The 15,310-nt window shown below is 27.2% G+C and carries 12 protein-coding genes; 10 read left to right on the forward strand and 2 right to left on the reverse strand.

The annotated features are described in order from the left end of the window. Window positions 1–10: 10 nt before the first annotated feature. Entirely contained in the window at window positions 11–739 is a 729-nt protein-coding gene (locus ABFX13_RS14745; protein WP_428833861.1) for a lysoplasmalogenase family protein, read from the reverse strand. Window positions 740–828: 89 nt separating this feature from the next. On the opposite strand from ABFX13_RS14745, the gene ABFX13_RS05120 reads away from it, so the two are divergent. The 7 genes from ABFX13_RS05120 (at window position 829) to ABFX13_RS05150 (ending at window position 8,355) form a co-directional block, all read left to right on the forward strand. After that, entirely contained in the window at window positions 829–1,542 is a 714-nt protein-coding gene (locus tag ABFX13_RS05120; RefSeq protein WP_346043430.1) for a hypothetical protein, read from the forward strand. Between the two features lie 136 nt (window positions 1,543–1,678). Continuing rightward, window positions 1,679–2,911 (forward strand): sodium/glutamate symporter, encoded by a 1,233-nt coding sequence (gene gltS, locus ABFX13_RS05125; RefSeq protein ID WP_346043433.1) that lies wholly within the window; start codon window positions 1,679–1,681, stop codon window positions 2,909–2,911. Window positions 2,912–3,227: 316 nt separating this feature from the next. Beyond that, window positions 3,228–5,327, forward strand: coding sequence for a class 1b ribonucleoside-diphosphate reductase subunit alpha (gene nrdE / locus ABFX13_RS05130; RefSeq protein WP_346043436.1), 2,100 nt, complete (start codon window positions 3,228–3,230; stop codon window positions 5,325–5,327). A gap of 12 nt (window positions 5,328–5,339) precedes the next feature. Continuing rightward, window positions 5,340–6,311: a class 1b ribonucleoside-diphosphate reductase subunit beta gene (nrdF, locus tag ABFX13_RS05135; RefSeq protein ID WP_346043438.1), complete on the forward strand. Its 972-nt coding sequence runs from the start codon at window positions 5,340–5,342 to the stop codon at window positions 6,309–6,311. Window positions 6,312–6,392: 81 nt separating this feature from the next. After that, window positions 6,393–6,821, forward strand: a complete 429-nt coding sequence (locus ABFX13_RS05140) for a hypothetical protein (protein WP_346043440.1) — start codon at window positions 6,393–6,395, stop codon at window positions 6,819–6,821. A 124-nt stretch (window positions 6,822–6,945) separates the two neighbouring features. Further along, window positions 6,946–7,383 (forward strand): AAA family ATPase, encoded by a 438-nt coding sequence (locus ABFX13_RS05145; RefSeq protein WP_346043442.1) that lies wholly within the window; start codon window positions 6,946–6,948, stop codon window positions 7,381–7,383. A 108-nt stretch (window positions 7,384–7,491) separates the two neighbouring features. Further along, a complete protein-coding gene (locus tag ABFX13_RS05150) occupies window positions 7,492–8,355 on the forward strand; it encodes a protein kinase domain-containing protein (protein WP_346043444.1) in 864 nt (287 codons plus the stop codon). 43 nt (window positions 8,356–8,398) lie between these two features. Here ABFX13_RS05150 and ABFX13_RS05155 read toward each other — a convergent pair whose 3' ends face one another. Continuing rightward, window positions 8,399–9,220 carry an AraC family transcriptional regulator gene (locus ABFX13_RS05155; RefSeq protein WP_346043446.1) on the reverse strand — a complete coding sequence of 274 codons (822 nt, stop codon included), beginning with the start codon at window positions 9,218–9,220 and terminating at the stop codon, window positions 8,399–8,401. Between the two features lie 203 nt (window positions 9,221–9,423). Between ABFX13_RS05155 and ABFX13_RS05160 the strand changes: the two genes are divergently transcribed. The 3 genes from ABFX13_RS05160 (at window position 9,424) to ABFX13_RS05170 (ending at window position 15,308) form a co-directional block, all read left to right on the forward strand. Beyond that, the gene (locus ABFX13_RS05160) at window positions 9,424–10,896 is read left to right on the forward strand and encodes an amino acid permease (RefSeq protein WP_346043448.1); all 1,473 of its coding nucleotides are present in this window, start codon (window positions 9,424–9,426) and stop codon (window positions 10,894–10,896) included. Between the two features lie 32 nt (window positions 10,897–10,928). Continuing rightward, window positions 10,929–13,997, forward strand: a complete 3,069-nt coding sequence (ebgA, locus tag ABFX13_RS05165; protein WP_346043453.1) for a beta-galactosidase subunit alpha — start codon at window positions 10,929–10,931, stop codon at window positions 13,995–13,997. A gap of 144 nt (window positions 13,998–14,141) precedes the next feature. Next, window positions 14,142–15,308 (forward strand): galactokinase, encoded by a 1,167-nt coding sequence (locus tag ABFX13_RS05170; RefSeq protein ID WP_346043456.1) that lies wholly within the window; start codon window positions 14,142–14,144, stop codon window positions 15,306–15,308. Window positions 15,309–15,310 lie beyond the last annotated feature (2 nt).

The following is a 15,310-nucleotide window of genomic DNA, read 5'->3' on the forward strand; positions in this document are numbered from 1 at the left end:
TAAGATTTTTTTATATATACAAGATACTTAAAGCTATAAGCAATTGGGCTATATAGTAAATTAAAAGGTTAAGAACTGCTATAAACTTAGGACAATCTTTATAAAAGTAGTCAAATGATAATATTAAATCTGATAAAACAAATAATAATGCACCAATTGTAATCCATAGAACATAAGGATTATAAAAGTTGATAGAAAAGTATAGATTTAAAGATTGAATAAACATAAAGCTAATTACAACTGAATAAAAAGCTACATAATAAAAAGAATCTTTAAAATCAAGTTTTTTTATACACTTTAAAATAAATAAAACTACAACTGCTAGTAAAAAAGAAAATAGTATAGTGTAAAAGCTAAAGTGACTAAGGTATATAAATCCTATTGAAAAAAATACATGAGATAGACTAAAACTTAAAAGACCATAGATAAAAAATTTATTTATATGATTTTTATCTTTATTTTTAAATATAAGAAATAGATCTCCAAATAGAGAAAATAAAAGACCTAAAAGAATAAAAATAAAATAAATAAAATTACTGCTTTTTTCTAAATAGCCACTTATAGCTATAGTTACAAAGAGTATACTAGTTATAGTTTTAAAAATACCTTTAAAAATTTTATGGGGTTTATATGTAAAATATAAAAGAATAATTAGAGATAATAACATTAAAAGTACTAATGAATAAGTCATAAAATCCCTCCTAATAACTAAAATACTACTATATAAATATGTTAACATAAATAAACATAGTTCTTGAAAATAAAATAACTTTAATGTAATGTATTATTGTATGCAATTTTAAGAATAAACTTTAAGGAGAAATAAAAGTGACATATATAAACGCAAAGAGTAAATATTTAATAAATGTAAAAAACATTAATATAAAACATAAATTTGATAAACTAGTAACTAAATCTGTTAGTGTAACAGATGACCAAGTTAAAGAATGTATAGAATATGCAAAAAAGTGTATAGAAGAATCTAAAGATTATAAAAAACTAGTTCCATCATCTATTAAAGATGAAAAATTACAAAAGCAAATAGGAGAGCAGATGATATTTGCTCAAAAAATAGGAGAGTGTGGAGTATTAAATTACTTTAAATATAGAGGACTTAAACCTGAAGTGTTAAAAAGTAAAAAAATAGGTATAAAAACTTGTATAGATAAAGATATACATAATAGACTTATAATAGATAAAAATGAATTTGATTCAAATAATAAAGAAAGTTACTATATAGGTGTACATTTAAACTTAGAAGTAGAAGATAAAAAACATCCTATTAAGAAATACTTAGTTAAAAATCTTTATGATATAAAAAGAGTACAAGTATATGGATACTTAGAAGCTAAATTTTTAGATAGTTTAAGATATGAAACTATAACTAAAAAAGATGGAAAAAAAGAATATAAGTTTTATACTAAAAAAGCTTCTAATTATGATAAAAAAGATAAATATGCAAAAATTAAAAGTGAATGTAAATGGTATTATTTAGATAGAATGATGGATATAGAAGGTTTGGTAATGAAAATTAAAAAATAATTATTTAAAAATGCTTTGATCAACTGATTTGTTAATCAAAGCATTTTTTATTTTATAAATCTTAGATTCTAACTTTATATTTTGCTGAGTATATATTTATAAAGCTCAATATTTATAAAATAAAGGGGAATTGCATATGGAATTTGAAATAATAGATGGAATAAAAATTATAAATTTAGATATGATAGCTACAGTTGCATTAGGAAGTTTACTTTTACTATTTGGTAATTTTCTAAAAAGAAAAATAAAATTATTAGAAAAATTTTGCATACCAGGACCAGTAATTGGAGGATTATTATTTGCAATTATTATTTTTATATTAAAAACTTCTAATATGGTAAGTATATCTATGGATACAACACTTCAATCGCCTTTTATGATAGCTTTTTTTACAACAATAGGATTAGGAGCTAGCTTTAATTTGTTAAAAAAAGGGGGTAAACTACTTATAACATATTGGATTTTATGCGGATTACTTTCAATAGCACAAAACTTAATAGGAGTTATAGGGGCTAAAATTACAAATATAAATCCTTTAATAGGTATAATGTGTGGGGCTGTTTCTATGGAAGGTGGTCATGGAGCTGCAGCATCCTTTGGTGCAACGATAGAGTCCTTAGGAGTAAATGGAGCAGTTACAATAGGTATGGCAGCTGCTACATTTGGTATAATGTGTGGAGGACTTATAGGTGGACCTATATCCAAATATTTGATAGATAAATATAAATTAACACCAAATGAAAATGAAATTAATAACAATGTTTCAGTAGAAGACGTAGCTGGTATAAAACTTAGTGATTCCTTTAATTCGAATACTATGATTGTACAAATAGCAGTAATAGCATCTTGCATGACTGTAGGAAGCGTAGTTGGAACTTTGTTTTCATCTGTAACTAAAATAGTACTTCCAGGATATGTTGGTGCTATGTTTATAGCAGTAATATTTAGAAATATAAATGATAGATTTAAAATAGTTGATTTGGATTTGTACTCAATTGATATAATAAGTAATGTTTGCTTAGGAATATTTTTAACTATGGCGTTAATGACTATAAAATTATGGGAACTGTCAGGATTAGCAGGACCTATGATAGTAATAGTAGCATCTCAAGTTATATTTATAGCTTTATACGGAGCGTTTATAGCATTTAGAGTATTGGGGAAAGACTTTGATGCAGCTATAATGGTTTCAGGAATGTTAGGTCATGGATTAGGTGCAACACCAAATGCACTAGCTAATATAAATTCAGTAACATCAAAGTATGGAAATTCAGCTAAAGCATTTTTGATAGTTCCATTAGTAGGTGCATTCTTAATAGATTTAGTAGCCATACCAACAATAGTAACATTTATAAATTTCTTTAGTTAACGAAAAAACACCTATCTTTTTGATAGGTGTTTTTTATGGGCTAGCGTATACTTATGTCTGAGCATAAGTTCCCACTAATAACTAGTATAATACAAAATATAATTTTTGTAAACAAAATAAATTTATTTGAAAATTTTTAAAAATTAAAAACCTTGAAATAGCTAAGTAAATTAAAATTTTAAAAATTAATGTAAAAAATAGTAGATTAAAAATTTAAAAAGTGGTGTATATACAATATGTAGTATAAGAAAAAGACCAAACAACTATATATTGTATTTTTAAAAATTATTTATCTATTTTGTAAAGGTGGGAAAAAATGAATTATATTAAGCTTAACAATGAAGTAATAATTAAAGATAAACAAGGTAAATATCAACTAGAAAAAGATAAAGAAGCTCTTAATAGTTATTTAGAAGAATATATAAATCCTAGAATGAAAAAATTTAAAAATCTAGAAACTAGATTAAATTATTTAATAGAAAATGACTATTATTCAAAAGATGTAATAGATAAATATTCTATAGATTTCATAAGAGAAATTTATAAAAATATAGCAAAAGAAAACTTTAAATTTAAATCATATATGAGTGCAAATAAATTTTATCAAAACTATGCTTTAAAAACTAATGATGGAAAACAAATATTAGAAAATTATAATGATAAAGTTTTAATTGTAGCGTTAGCATTAGGTAATGGAGATAAAAATTTAGCTTTAAATTTATCTAAAAAACTTATAAAACAAGAGTTTCAACCAGCTACACCAACATTTTTAAATGCAGGTAGAAAAAGAGCAGGAGAAATGGTTTCTTGTTTTTTACTATCAGTAGAAGATAGTACAGAAGGTATCTCATATGCTATATCATCATCAAATCATTTATCTAAAATAGGTGGAGGAGTAGCACTAAACTTATCAAGGCTTAGAGCTAGTGGAGAACCAATAAAAGACATAGCTGGATCTGCTGGAGGAGTAGTAGGTGTTGCAAAAATGCTAGAACAATCTTTCACATATTTTAATCAAATGGGAGCAAGACAAGGAGCAGGTGCAGTTTACTTAACAGTATTTCATCCAGACTTTGAAATATTAATGGATACCAAAAAGATAAATGCGGATGAAAAGATAAGATTAGCATCTTTATCACTTGGAGCAATTATACCTAATAAATTTATGGAACTTGCAGAAAAAAATGAAATTGCTTATGCTTTTTATCCTCATTCAGTATATAAAAAGTATAAAGTCCATTTAGATGATATAAAAATGGATGATTGGTATGATAAGTTAAAAAATGATGAAGATATACTAAAAAAGGAAATAAACCCTAGACAGATGCTAACTAAAATAGCACAAATGCAACAAGAAAGCGGATATCCTTATGTAGTATTTATTGATACTGCAAATAAGGAACATGTTTTAAAAGATGTGGGAAATATTAAAATGTCTAATCTTTGCTGTGAGATATTTCAATATCAAACACCATCAGACATAAAAGGTTATGGAGGAGAAAACTTATGGGGGCAAGACATAAGTTGTAATTTAGGCTCATTAAATATAGCCAATGTTATGGATAATAAAGATATCGAAAATACGGTAAATACAGCTATAAGAGCATTATCTTTTGTATCGGATAAAACTGATATCAAAGAAGTTCCTACGATAAAAAAAGGGAATAATGCTTCTCATGCAATAGGGCTTGGGGCTATGAATTTACATGGATATTTAGTAAGAGAAAATATTTTATATACTTCAGAAGAAGCTATAGACTTTTCAAATGTATTTTTTGCAATGATAAGATATTATGCTATTAAAGCTTCTATGGAAATAGCTATAGAAAAAAATACTACTTTTGATGGATTTGAAAAATCTGAATATGCTAAAGGACAAGCTAGTAGTGTACTTTCAAAATACTGTAATAATTCATATTTACCAAAAACCAATAAAGTATCTAAACTATTTGAAGGAATATATATACCAACGTCTAAAGATTGGGCTGATTTATTAGATAAAGTTAAAGAAAATGGAATATATAATGCATACTTAACTGCTATTGCACCAACACAAAGCATAAGTTATGTTCAAAATGCAACTTCAAGTATAATGCCTATTATGGAACCTGTAGAAGTTAGAACTTATGGTGACTCAACGACAATATATCCAATGCCATTTTTAACTAATGAAAATATGCTATATTATCAATCAGCATATAGAATGGATATGAAAAATGTTATAGACATAGTAGCAACAGTACAACAACATGTTGATCAAGGAATATCAACGACGCTATTTGTAACAGATGATAAAACTACTAGAGATATAGCAAGATATTATATATATGCCTATAAAAAAGGTTTAAAAAGTTTATATTACACAAGAACAAAAATGATAAGAGATAACAATGAATGTCTAATGTGTTCAGTATAGGGGGAAAATAATATGACATTTAATTTAAATAAAGTACACAAAGCTGTTAATTGGAACAAAGAAGATGATGGATTTACACAAGCATTTTGGGATCAAAATGTAAAACAATTTTGGCTACCAGAAGAAATATCAGTATCAAAAGATTTAAAAACTTGGAATGATTTAAAAGAAAGTGAAAAAGAATTATATAAAAAAGTACTAGCAGGACTTACACTACTTGATACAAAACAAGGAAATAACGGAGTTCCTTCAATGATGAGTTTAACTGATAATCTACAAAGAAAAGCAGTATTATCTTTTATGGGAACTATGGAAGAAATACATGCGAAAAGTTATTCTTCTATATTTATGACATTATTAACTACAACTCAAATAGATGAATTATTTGATTGGATAGAAAGTGAGCCCACATTACAAAGAAAAGCTGATTTAATATTAGCTCAATATGAAAATACAACAGACCAAAGAAGTTTATACTTATCAATGGTTACTAGTGTATTTTTAGAAAGTTTTTTATTTTACTCAGGATTTTTCTATCCACTATATCTAGCAGGACAAGGAAAAATGGTAGCTAGTGGAGAGATAATATCACTTATACTTAGAGATGAATCACTCCATGGTAAGTATATAGGTCTTTTAGCTCAAGAGATATATGATACATTTAATGAAGATGAAAAATTTAAGTTAAAAGTTAAAATGTATGAAATATTTGAAGCTCTTATGGAAAATGAAATAAATTACACTAAAAAGATTTATGAAGGTAGTGGACTTATAGATGAAGTTATAACCTTCTTACAATACAATGCCAATAGAGCTTTAGAGAACCTAGGTTTTGAGGATTATTATAAAGTAGATGAGATTAACCCTATTGTATTGAATGGTCTAAGCACGGAAACTAAATCACATGATTTCTTTTCAACTAAAGGCAATGGATATCAAAAGGGTATATATGAAGAATTAGAAGATGAAGATTTTATAATATAGTATCTCGTATTTTGCGAGGTACTTTTTATTTATATTTAAATAGGCTAAAACCTAATTTAAAAAATATTAAGTATTAGCAATATGATAAATAAGACAAAAGCTCAATTAACAACTCTTGGTCAGGCTGTGCCTAGTGATAGTGAGGTTAAATCTATGTTAATTTTCCAAATGGAATCTAGTATACTAATTGCTCCTATGATTGCTATGGGTCACAATTATGGACTTTCATATCCTACAGCTCCTTGGGGTGGAATATTGGCAATGATAATATTTTGTATATTTGTAGGTTCAATATTAGCATATTTAACTTTAGAAACTAAAAGTTGCATACCTGCAGCTATTGGGCATGCAATGGTAAATGGATTTGCAGGTATAGGTATGATGTTTAGTGCCATAAATAATCCTAACTTATTTATAGGACCTATGCCTATAGGAATTATAGTAGGTGGAATTATATGTTTTAAAATAATATCTAAAATGAATATTGCAAATGAAGAGTATAACTGTTAATTGTAAAAAAGGATTACCTAATTTTTAGGAGAATCCTTTTTTATTATAGATATTAATTTATAATAACTATGATAGCTTAAGTATTAAATTAAAAATAAGAGATATAGATTAAAGGGGATAATTAATGGAAAAGAAGTTAATCATTATAAATGGAGTTATGGGAGTTGGAAAAACTACTATAAGTAAAGCATTATATAAAAAATTAGATAATTCATTTTGGCTAGATGGAGATAACTGCTGGATGATGAACCCATTTAAAGTTACAGATGAAAATAAATTTATGGTATTAGATAATATAGCATACATACTAAATAATTTTATAAAAAATTCTAAATCTAAATATATTGTATTTAACTGGGTAATACATACTGAGGATATAATGAAAGATATATTAAATAAAATAGATCCTTCTAGTGTTGATGTTTATAAAATAACTTTAATGTGCTCTAAAGAAAATCTTATAAATAGAATAAACAAAGATATTAAACTTGGTTTAAGATATGAGGATAATATAAAAAGAAGTTTAGATAGACTAGAATTATACAACAAGATGATACTATAAAAATTGATACATCAAATAAGAGTATAGAGGATATAGTTGATGAAATTAAAGTTATATTAAGTATTAATAATTAATTAAGTATAGAGGATTGAAGTGAGGGGGAAATTAATGGTGAAAAATACTATTAAGTACGAATTAGATGGAGTTTGTTTTGAATTAAGAGAAGAATATGACTTTAGTTGGTTAAAAAAATTTGAAACTGTATTTTGTGTATTCGACCAACAAGATTCTGGGAATATATGTTTTGGAGTAAAGCGAGGATCTGATAAGCTTTTTATAAAATATGCTGAGGCTAAGACTTTAAATTATGATGGAGATATAAATACAGCTGTAGAAAATTTAAAAAGAACTAACAATATTTATAAAGATCTTAAGTGCGATCAGTTAATAAAATTAAAAGAAAGCTTCGAAACAGATAAAGGATATGGAGTAGTGTTTGAATGGATAGAAGGAGAAAATTTACATGAACACTGGAACTTTGATAAATACCCAAAGTACACACATCAAAAATCAGCTTACTATAGATATAAAAAACTGCCAATAGATAAGCGAATTAAATCCATAAATGAAATATTTGGATTTCTTTTAAATGTTGAACAGTTAGGATATGTAGCAATAGATTTATACGATGGAAGTATTATGTATGATTTTGATAATCATACAACTAAAATCTGCGATATAGACCTTTTTAGGAAAAAACCAACTATAAATGATATAGGAAAAGATTTTTGGGGTTCAAAAAGATTTAAATCACCTGAAGAGTATATATTAAATTCACCAATCGATGAGAAAACTAATGTATTTAATTTAGGGTCTTTAATTTTTGGAATACTTGGAGATGATAAAGACCATTCATATGAAAAGTGGGAAGCTTCTAAAGAACTATACCATATAGTGGTTAATGCAATAAATCCAAATAGAGAAGAACGATACAAATCTATTTCGGATTTTTACAGTTATTTTAAACTATAAAAAGAGGGCTATCTCTATTAGAGAGTAGCTCTTTTTATAGTGTTTACTTTATAAATAAAGATTTATATTCTAAAGGGGTTAAATTAAGGTTTTTCTTGAAAGTTTTTGAAAAGTGAGATTGCGAAGTAAATCCAACTATATTACTGATCTCACATACAGAGTAGCTACTTTTTCTAAGTAAATCACAGGCTTTTTTCAACTTATATTCAATAAGATATTGTTGAGGTGTATTCATCATATGCAATTTGAAAATTTTGTAAAAATGACTTCTATCTATATTTAAATAATCAGATATATCAGAAACAGAAATGTTTTTATCAAAGTTTTTATCGATAAAATCTAAGGCATCAGATATATAACATTGAGAAGAAGTTTTTCCTTGTAAAGTTGAAATTGAATGTTCATCCATAAGTAAGGATAATGTCTGATATAAATAACCCAAAGCCTTAAACAAATAATTAGAATTACAATTTAAATATATATTTTCAAATAGCTCATTAAGCTGATTGTCTTTATTATATCTAAAAATATAGTTTTCATTTGAAAAACCACATAAGCTAAGAAGCTCTTTAGCCTTAGAGCCATTAATACCTATCCATCTGTAAACCCATGGATTATCATTAGTAGGATAATAATTATTATCTGTATTGGGAGGTATAATAAAGCCATCTCCAGCTTTTAAATGATGGACTTGATTTTTTATAAAAAATAATCCCTCACCTTGTATTACATAATGAATTAAATAGTAATCTATTTGTTCATATTGATAAGGATCTCTTGGCTCGCAATATTCAAAACCACATTCAAATATATATAGTTCATTACTAGGTTTTGAGTCTGTTGAAAAAATACCTATTTTGCTCATAAAATCCCTCCTATGCTAACGTTTTCTATATTATGAATTTAAATCAAAATCATATATATGTCAATTTTAAAATGCAACAATAATACAAATTATAGCAACATTACAACATTGAGATAGTATATAAAAAGATATATTATTAAAATATACAAGAAAAGGTTTTCTTAAATAAGATTTAAATAAAAATTTGGAGGAGTTTAATAAAAATGAGTGAAAGAAGAGGGAGTCTTAGTTCATCAGCTTTAATGCTTATGACATTTACAGCTGTATTTTCATTTGGAAATATAATTGATAGTAGTGTTAATATAGGGCTTGCTACAATACCGTCTTATATATTTGGTACTATATTTTATTTCTTTCCATTTGCATTAATGATAGGGGAGTTTGCATCAGCAAATAAAAATTCAGAATCTGGAATTAACAGCTGGATAAAAACATCACTAGGAGCAAAGTGGGCATTTTTAGGATCTTGGTCATATTTCTTTGTTAATTTATTTTTCTTTACATCATTATTACCAAAAACGTTGATATATGCTTCATATGCATTTGTAGGTAAAAATGTATTTGATGGAAAAACAGTTTTAATATCTGTGTTGTCAATAGTAATGTTTTGGGGAGTAACGATATTATCAACTAAAGGTGTAAGCTGGATATCAAAGATAACTAGTATATCAGGTATAGCTAGGATGGTTTTAGGTATTGGATTTATAGTCTTATCCTTTGGAATAATATTATTTTTGGGAGAAGAACCAGCACAACAATTTAACACAGAAACAATAATGCCAAAATTTAACTGGACATACTTTATGGTATTAGCATGGGTTTTACAAGCAGTAGGAGGAGCCGAAAGTATAGGTGTTTATGTTAAAGATGTAAAAGGTGGAAATAAAGCCTTTATAAAAACTATGTTATTTTCAACTATATTAGTAGGTGCATTATATGCATTAGGAGCAGCAGCTGTAGGTATAGTTGTACCAGAAAATATTTTATTTGGGAATTTCTCAAATGGATTGTTTGATTCATTTTTAATATTAGGTTCTCATTATGGAATAGGAAACATAATTACTAATATAGTAGGATTTATAATGCTACTTGCAAGTCTAGGTTCCCTAGTATTATGGACTGCAGCACCAGTTAAAGTATTATTTTCAGAGATACCAGAAGGAATATTTGGTAGCTGGGTAGCAAAAACAAACGATGAAGGTAACCCAGTAAATGCATTATATCTTCAAGCTGTAATAGTAACTATTCTTTTAATAATACCAGCACTTGGTATAGGTTCAGTAGATAGCTTACTTGAAATGTTAATAAATATGACTGCATCAACTTCATTAATACCAGTACTATTCTTTTTAGTTGGATATATAGTGCTAAGAGCAAAGAAAGATTATATAGAAAGAAGTTTTAAGGTAGGTTCAAAAGGTTTAGGGATAATATTAGGAGTTTTATTATTAGTATTATTTACATTCGTATTTATAATATCTTCAGTTCCATCACCATCGGATTTATCTGCATACTTTAATGGGACATTAGAAGCGGATGCAACTAATCCATTATTTGTACTTTTATACAATGTTATAGGACTAGTAGTATTTTTAGGATTTGCACTAATATGTTGGAATAAATATGAAAGGAAAGTTGGAAAGGATGTAGCTAACGAAGTATCGGCTATAAGATAATATATAATTAAAAGTAGAGAGGGAGATTAATTATGAAACTGTGGGAAAATATACATATTGATGGAATAAACAGATTAGATGCAAGAGCTCATTTTTTAAGTTTTCCATCTAAAAAGTTAGCATTAATAGGAGATAAAAAGTATACACATAATTATAAAAATTTAAATGGAAGTTGGAAATTTTTATTTTTAGATGCACCAGAATATTCACCAGAAGGTTTTTACAAAGAAGAATTTAACTCAGATAACTGGGAGGATATAATAGTTCCAGGAAACTGGCAATTACAAGGTTATGGTAAAATGCATTATTCTGATTTATGGTACAATTTCCCTATAAATCCTCCATATGTTCCAACGGAAAATCCAACTGGAATATATAAAAGAAACTTTGTTGTGGACGAGTCTTGGATGAATGAAAAAATAATACTTAAATTCAATGGCGTCGATTCAGCATACAATGTTTGGATAAACGGTCAAGAAGTTGGATATAGCAAGGGTGCTAGAATACAAGCAGAATTTGATATAACTGAATATGTAAGATGTGGAAACAATGAGTGTACAGTAAGAGTTTATCAATGGAGTGATGGTACTTATTTGGAAGATCAAGATATGTGGTGGTTAAGTGGAATCTTTAGAGATGTAGAACTTTATACAGAACCAGTATATGGAGTAGATGATATAATTGTAGTTACAGATCTAGATGAAAAGTACGAGGATGCTAAATTAAATATAAATTTAAAGTTTAGAAAATATGAAAATCAGAAAGTTCATTTTGAGTTATTGGATAATGATAAAAATGTAGTATTTGAAGAGTTAGTAGATATTAATGGAGAGTTAAATTTCAGTAAAGAAATTAAAAATCCATTAAAGTGGAGTGCTGAAGAACCAAATTTATATACATTGATGATAAGTGTATACAAAGATAAGGAAATAGTTCAAGTTATACCTCAAAGAGTTGGATTTAGGAAAATAGAAATAAAAGGTGAAGTATTTACTGTAAATGGGGTAGCCATAAAGTTTAAAGGTGTAAATAGACATGATTATAACCCTAAAAACGGAAGAGTTGTAGCTAAAGAAGAAATAGAAAAAGATATTATTTTAATGAAACAACATAATATAAATGCTCTTAGAACAGCTCACTATCCTAACTCACATTATTTATATGAATTATGTGATGAATATGGATTATATGTAATAGATGAAACAGACTTAGAGTGTCATGGTTTTGAGCTAACTGGAGATTATGCATGGATAAGTGATGATCCAGACTGGGAATTAGCGCATGTAAGTAGAATAGATAGAATGATTAATAGAGATAAAAATCATCCATCTATATTAATGTGGTCTTTAGGAAATGAATCTTCATTTGGTTGTAATTTTAAGGCAATGGCTAAGAAGTGTAAAGATTTAGACCCTACTAGAATATTACACTATGAAGGGGATTTTAATGTAGCTAAAGAAAATGGACCAGTTTCTGAAGTATATAGTACGATGTACACTTGGTTAGAACGTGATAGTAAATTTACGATGGATACTATAATAAATGATATTAAAAAGCCTCATATATTATGTGAATATTGCCATGCTATGGGTAATGGACCAGGTAACCTAAGAGAATATCAAGATTTATTCTATAAGTATGATAAGTTACAAGGTGGATTTGTATGGGAATGGTTTGATCATGGTATACATACAGTAGCAGAAAATGGGGAAGTTTACTATAGCTATGGTGGAGACTTTGGAGATGATCCAAGTAATATAAACTTCTGTATAGATGGATTGATAATGCCAGATAGAACAGTTTCTCCAGGTCTTTTAGAATATAAAAAAGTTATAGAACCTGCTGAAACTTCGGCAGTTGATTTAGAAAAAGGAATAATAAAAGTTATAAATAGATACGATTTTAATAACCTAAATACATTGGATTTAGTTTATAATATTAAAGAGGATGATAAATTAGTAAAAAGTGGAAAAATGGAAATGCCATCAGTAGCTGGAAGAGAAACTTGCGAAATAACTTTACCATATAGTTTAGATTTCCCTAAGGTAAATGGTGCAACTTACTATTTAAATATATCATATGTATTAAAAGAAGATTGTAAATGGGCGGAGGCTGGATATGAATTAGCAACAGCACAATTTGAATTACCAGTAAAAATGGAAAAGTTAAAAGTTACACCAAAAGGAAATCTAGAAATTAAAAAAGAACATTGTAAATTATTAGTAAAAGGAGATAACTTCCAGGTTGATTTTGATTTAGTAAGAGGTCATATATTAAAAGTTACTAAAGATGAATATAAATTAGTAGAAGAAGGACCAAGATTAAACTTCTGGAGAGCTCCAATAGACAACGATATGTATGTTGTAGAAGATTACAAGAAAAAGTATTTTATGCATTTAATGCATGAAGTTGTAAGAAATATAGAGTATAAATTAGAAGAAAATGTTCTTACATTTAAAGTTGATACTATAAATGGAACTACAAACTCTGCTTGGCATTATAAGTCAACTTATGAGTATAAAGTATTTGGTAATGGGGATATATTAGTTAAAGTATCTGGAACACCATCTGGAAAAATAGATACTGCACCGGATATGCTACCTAGAATAGGTCTTCAAATGAGAGTAAATAAAGAATTGGAAAATGTTAAGTATCAAGGTAGAGGTCCAGGAGAATCATATCCAGATACTAAAGAAGCTAACCTATTTGGAGTTTATGATAATACTGTTGATGGGTTGTTTACAAACTATGTTAAGCCACAAGAAAATGGGAATAGAAGTGATTGTTCTTGGGTTAGTCTAAGAAATGACAGAGGAATGAGCTTAATGGCTGTAGCAGATGATAAAATCAACTTTAGTGCATCATATTATGAAGATACAGATTTAGAATATGCTAAACACACTATAGATTTAGTAAAGAGAGATTATATAGTATTTAATATAGATTATAAGCAAAATGGAGTTGGGACTAATTCTTGTGGTCAATGGCAATTAGATAAGTATAGATGTAAATTTGAACAATTTAACTTAGAATTTAGATTAACTATATTTAATAATAAAGAAGTTAGTGAAGTGAGTTTAGGAAGGGAAACTATAAATTAAAAATATAGAGATATAAGTGCAAAATATAGTTAATAACTGAGTATATATTTGATGCTTGATTGATTTTAATCCAGTCAAATTACTTAGTATATTAACTATATTTTTTTAGTAAGTATATAATATAAATAATTAGGGGAGATAAAAATGAAAGAAAATATGTTAAAGTTATTTAACGATGTTTTTGGGGAAAAAGAAAATACGAGAGTGTTTTTTTCACCTGGAAGAGTAAATTTAATAGGGGAGCATACTGATTATAATGGGGGGAATGTATTTCCTTGTGCATTGAGTTTTGGAACTTATGGTGCAATAGCTCTAAGAGATGACAAAACTATAAATATGTATTCTAAAAACTTTGATAAACTAGGAGTAATAAGTTTTAGTATAGATAAGTTGGAAAATGAAAAAAAACACGATTGGGCTAACTATCCAAAAGGGGTTATAACAACACTAAAAAAACATGGATATAAAATAAATCAAGGCTTTGATATGGTTGTATATGGAAACATACCAAATGGAGCTGGGTTGTCATCATCAGCATCAATAGAATTATTAATGGGAGTTATGATAGATAATCTATTAAAACTAAATATTAATAGAATAGATTTAGTTAAATACTGCCAAGAAGCAGAAAATAAGTTTATAGGTGTAAATTGTGGAATAATGGATCAATTTGCAATAGGTATGGGAAAAAAAAATCAAGCAATTTTATTAGATTGCAATACTTTAGAATATAAATATTCAAATTTAGAATTAAAAGATAAGATAATAATAATAGGGAATACAAATAAAAGAAGAGGACTTGCAGATTCAAAGTACAATGAAAGAAGAAGTGAATGTGAAGAATCTTTAAAAGAACTTAAAATTAATTTAGATATAAACTCTTTAGGTGAGTTAAATGAAATAGAATTTGAGGAAAATAAACACTTAATAACTAACCCTATAAATCGAAAAAGAGCAAAACATGCTGTATATGAAAATCAAAGAACTTTAAAAGCGGTAAAAGCCTTACAAGAAAATGATATAACTACTTTTGGACAGCTTATGATAGATTCTCATAATTCATTAAAAAATGATTATGAAGTTACAGGAAAAGAACTAGATACTCTGATTGAACTAGCACTAAAACAAAAAGGTACAATAGGTTCTAGAATGACAGGTGCAGGTTTTGGGGGTTGCACAGTATCTATTGTACAAAAAGATATGAAAGATGATTTTATAAATGAAGTTTCAAGAAAATATAAAGATATAATAGGTTATGAAGCAGATTTTTATGTAGCGGAGATAGGAGATGGAACTAGAGAGCTAGTTTAAGG

Origin of the sequence: Paraclostridium tenue, from assembly GCF_039521565.1 — a bacterium.
In the GTDB taxonomy this organism is placed as follows: Bacteria; Bacillota; Clostridia; order Peptostreptococcales; family Peptostreptococcaceae; genus Paraclostridium; species Paraclostridium tenue.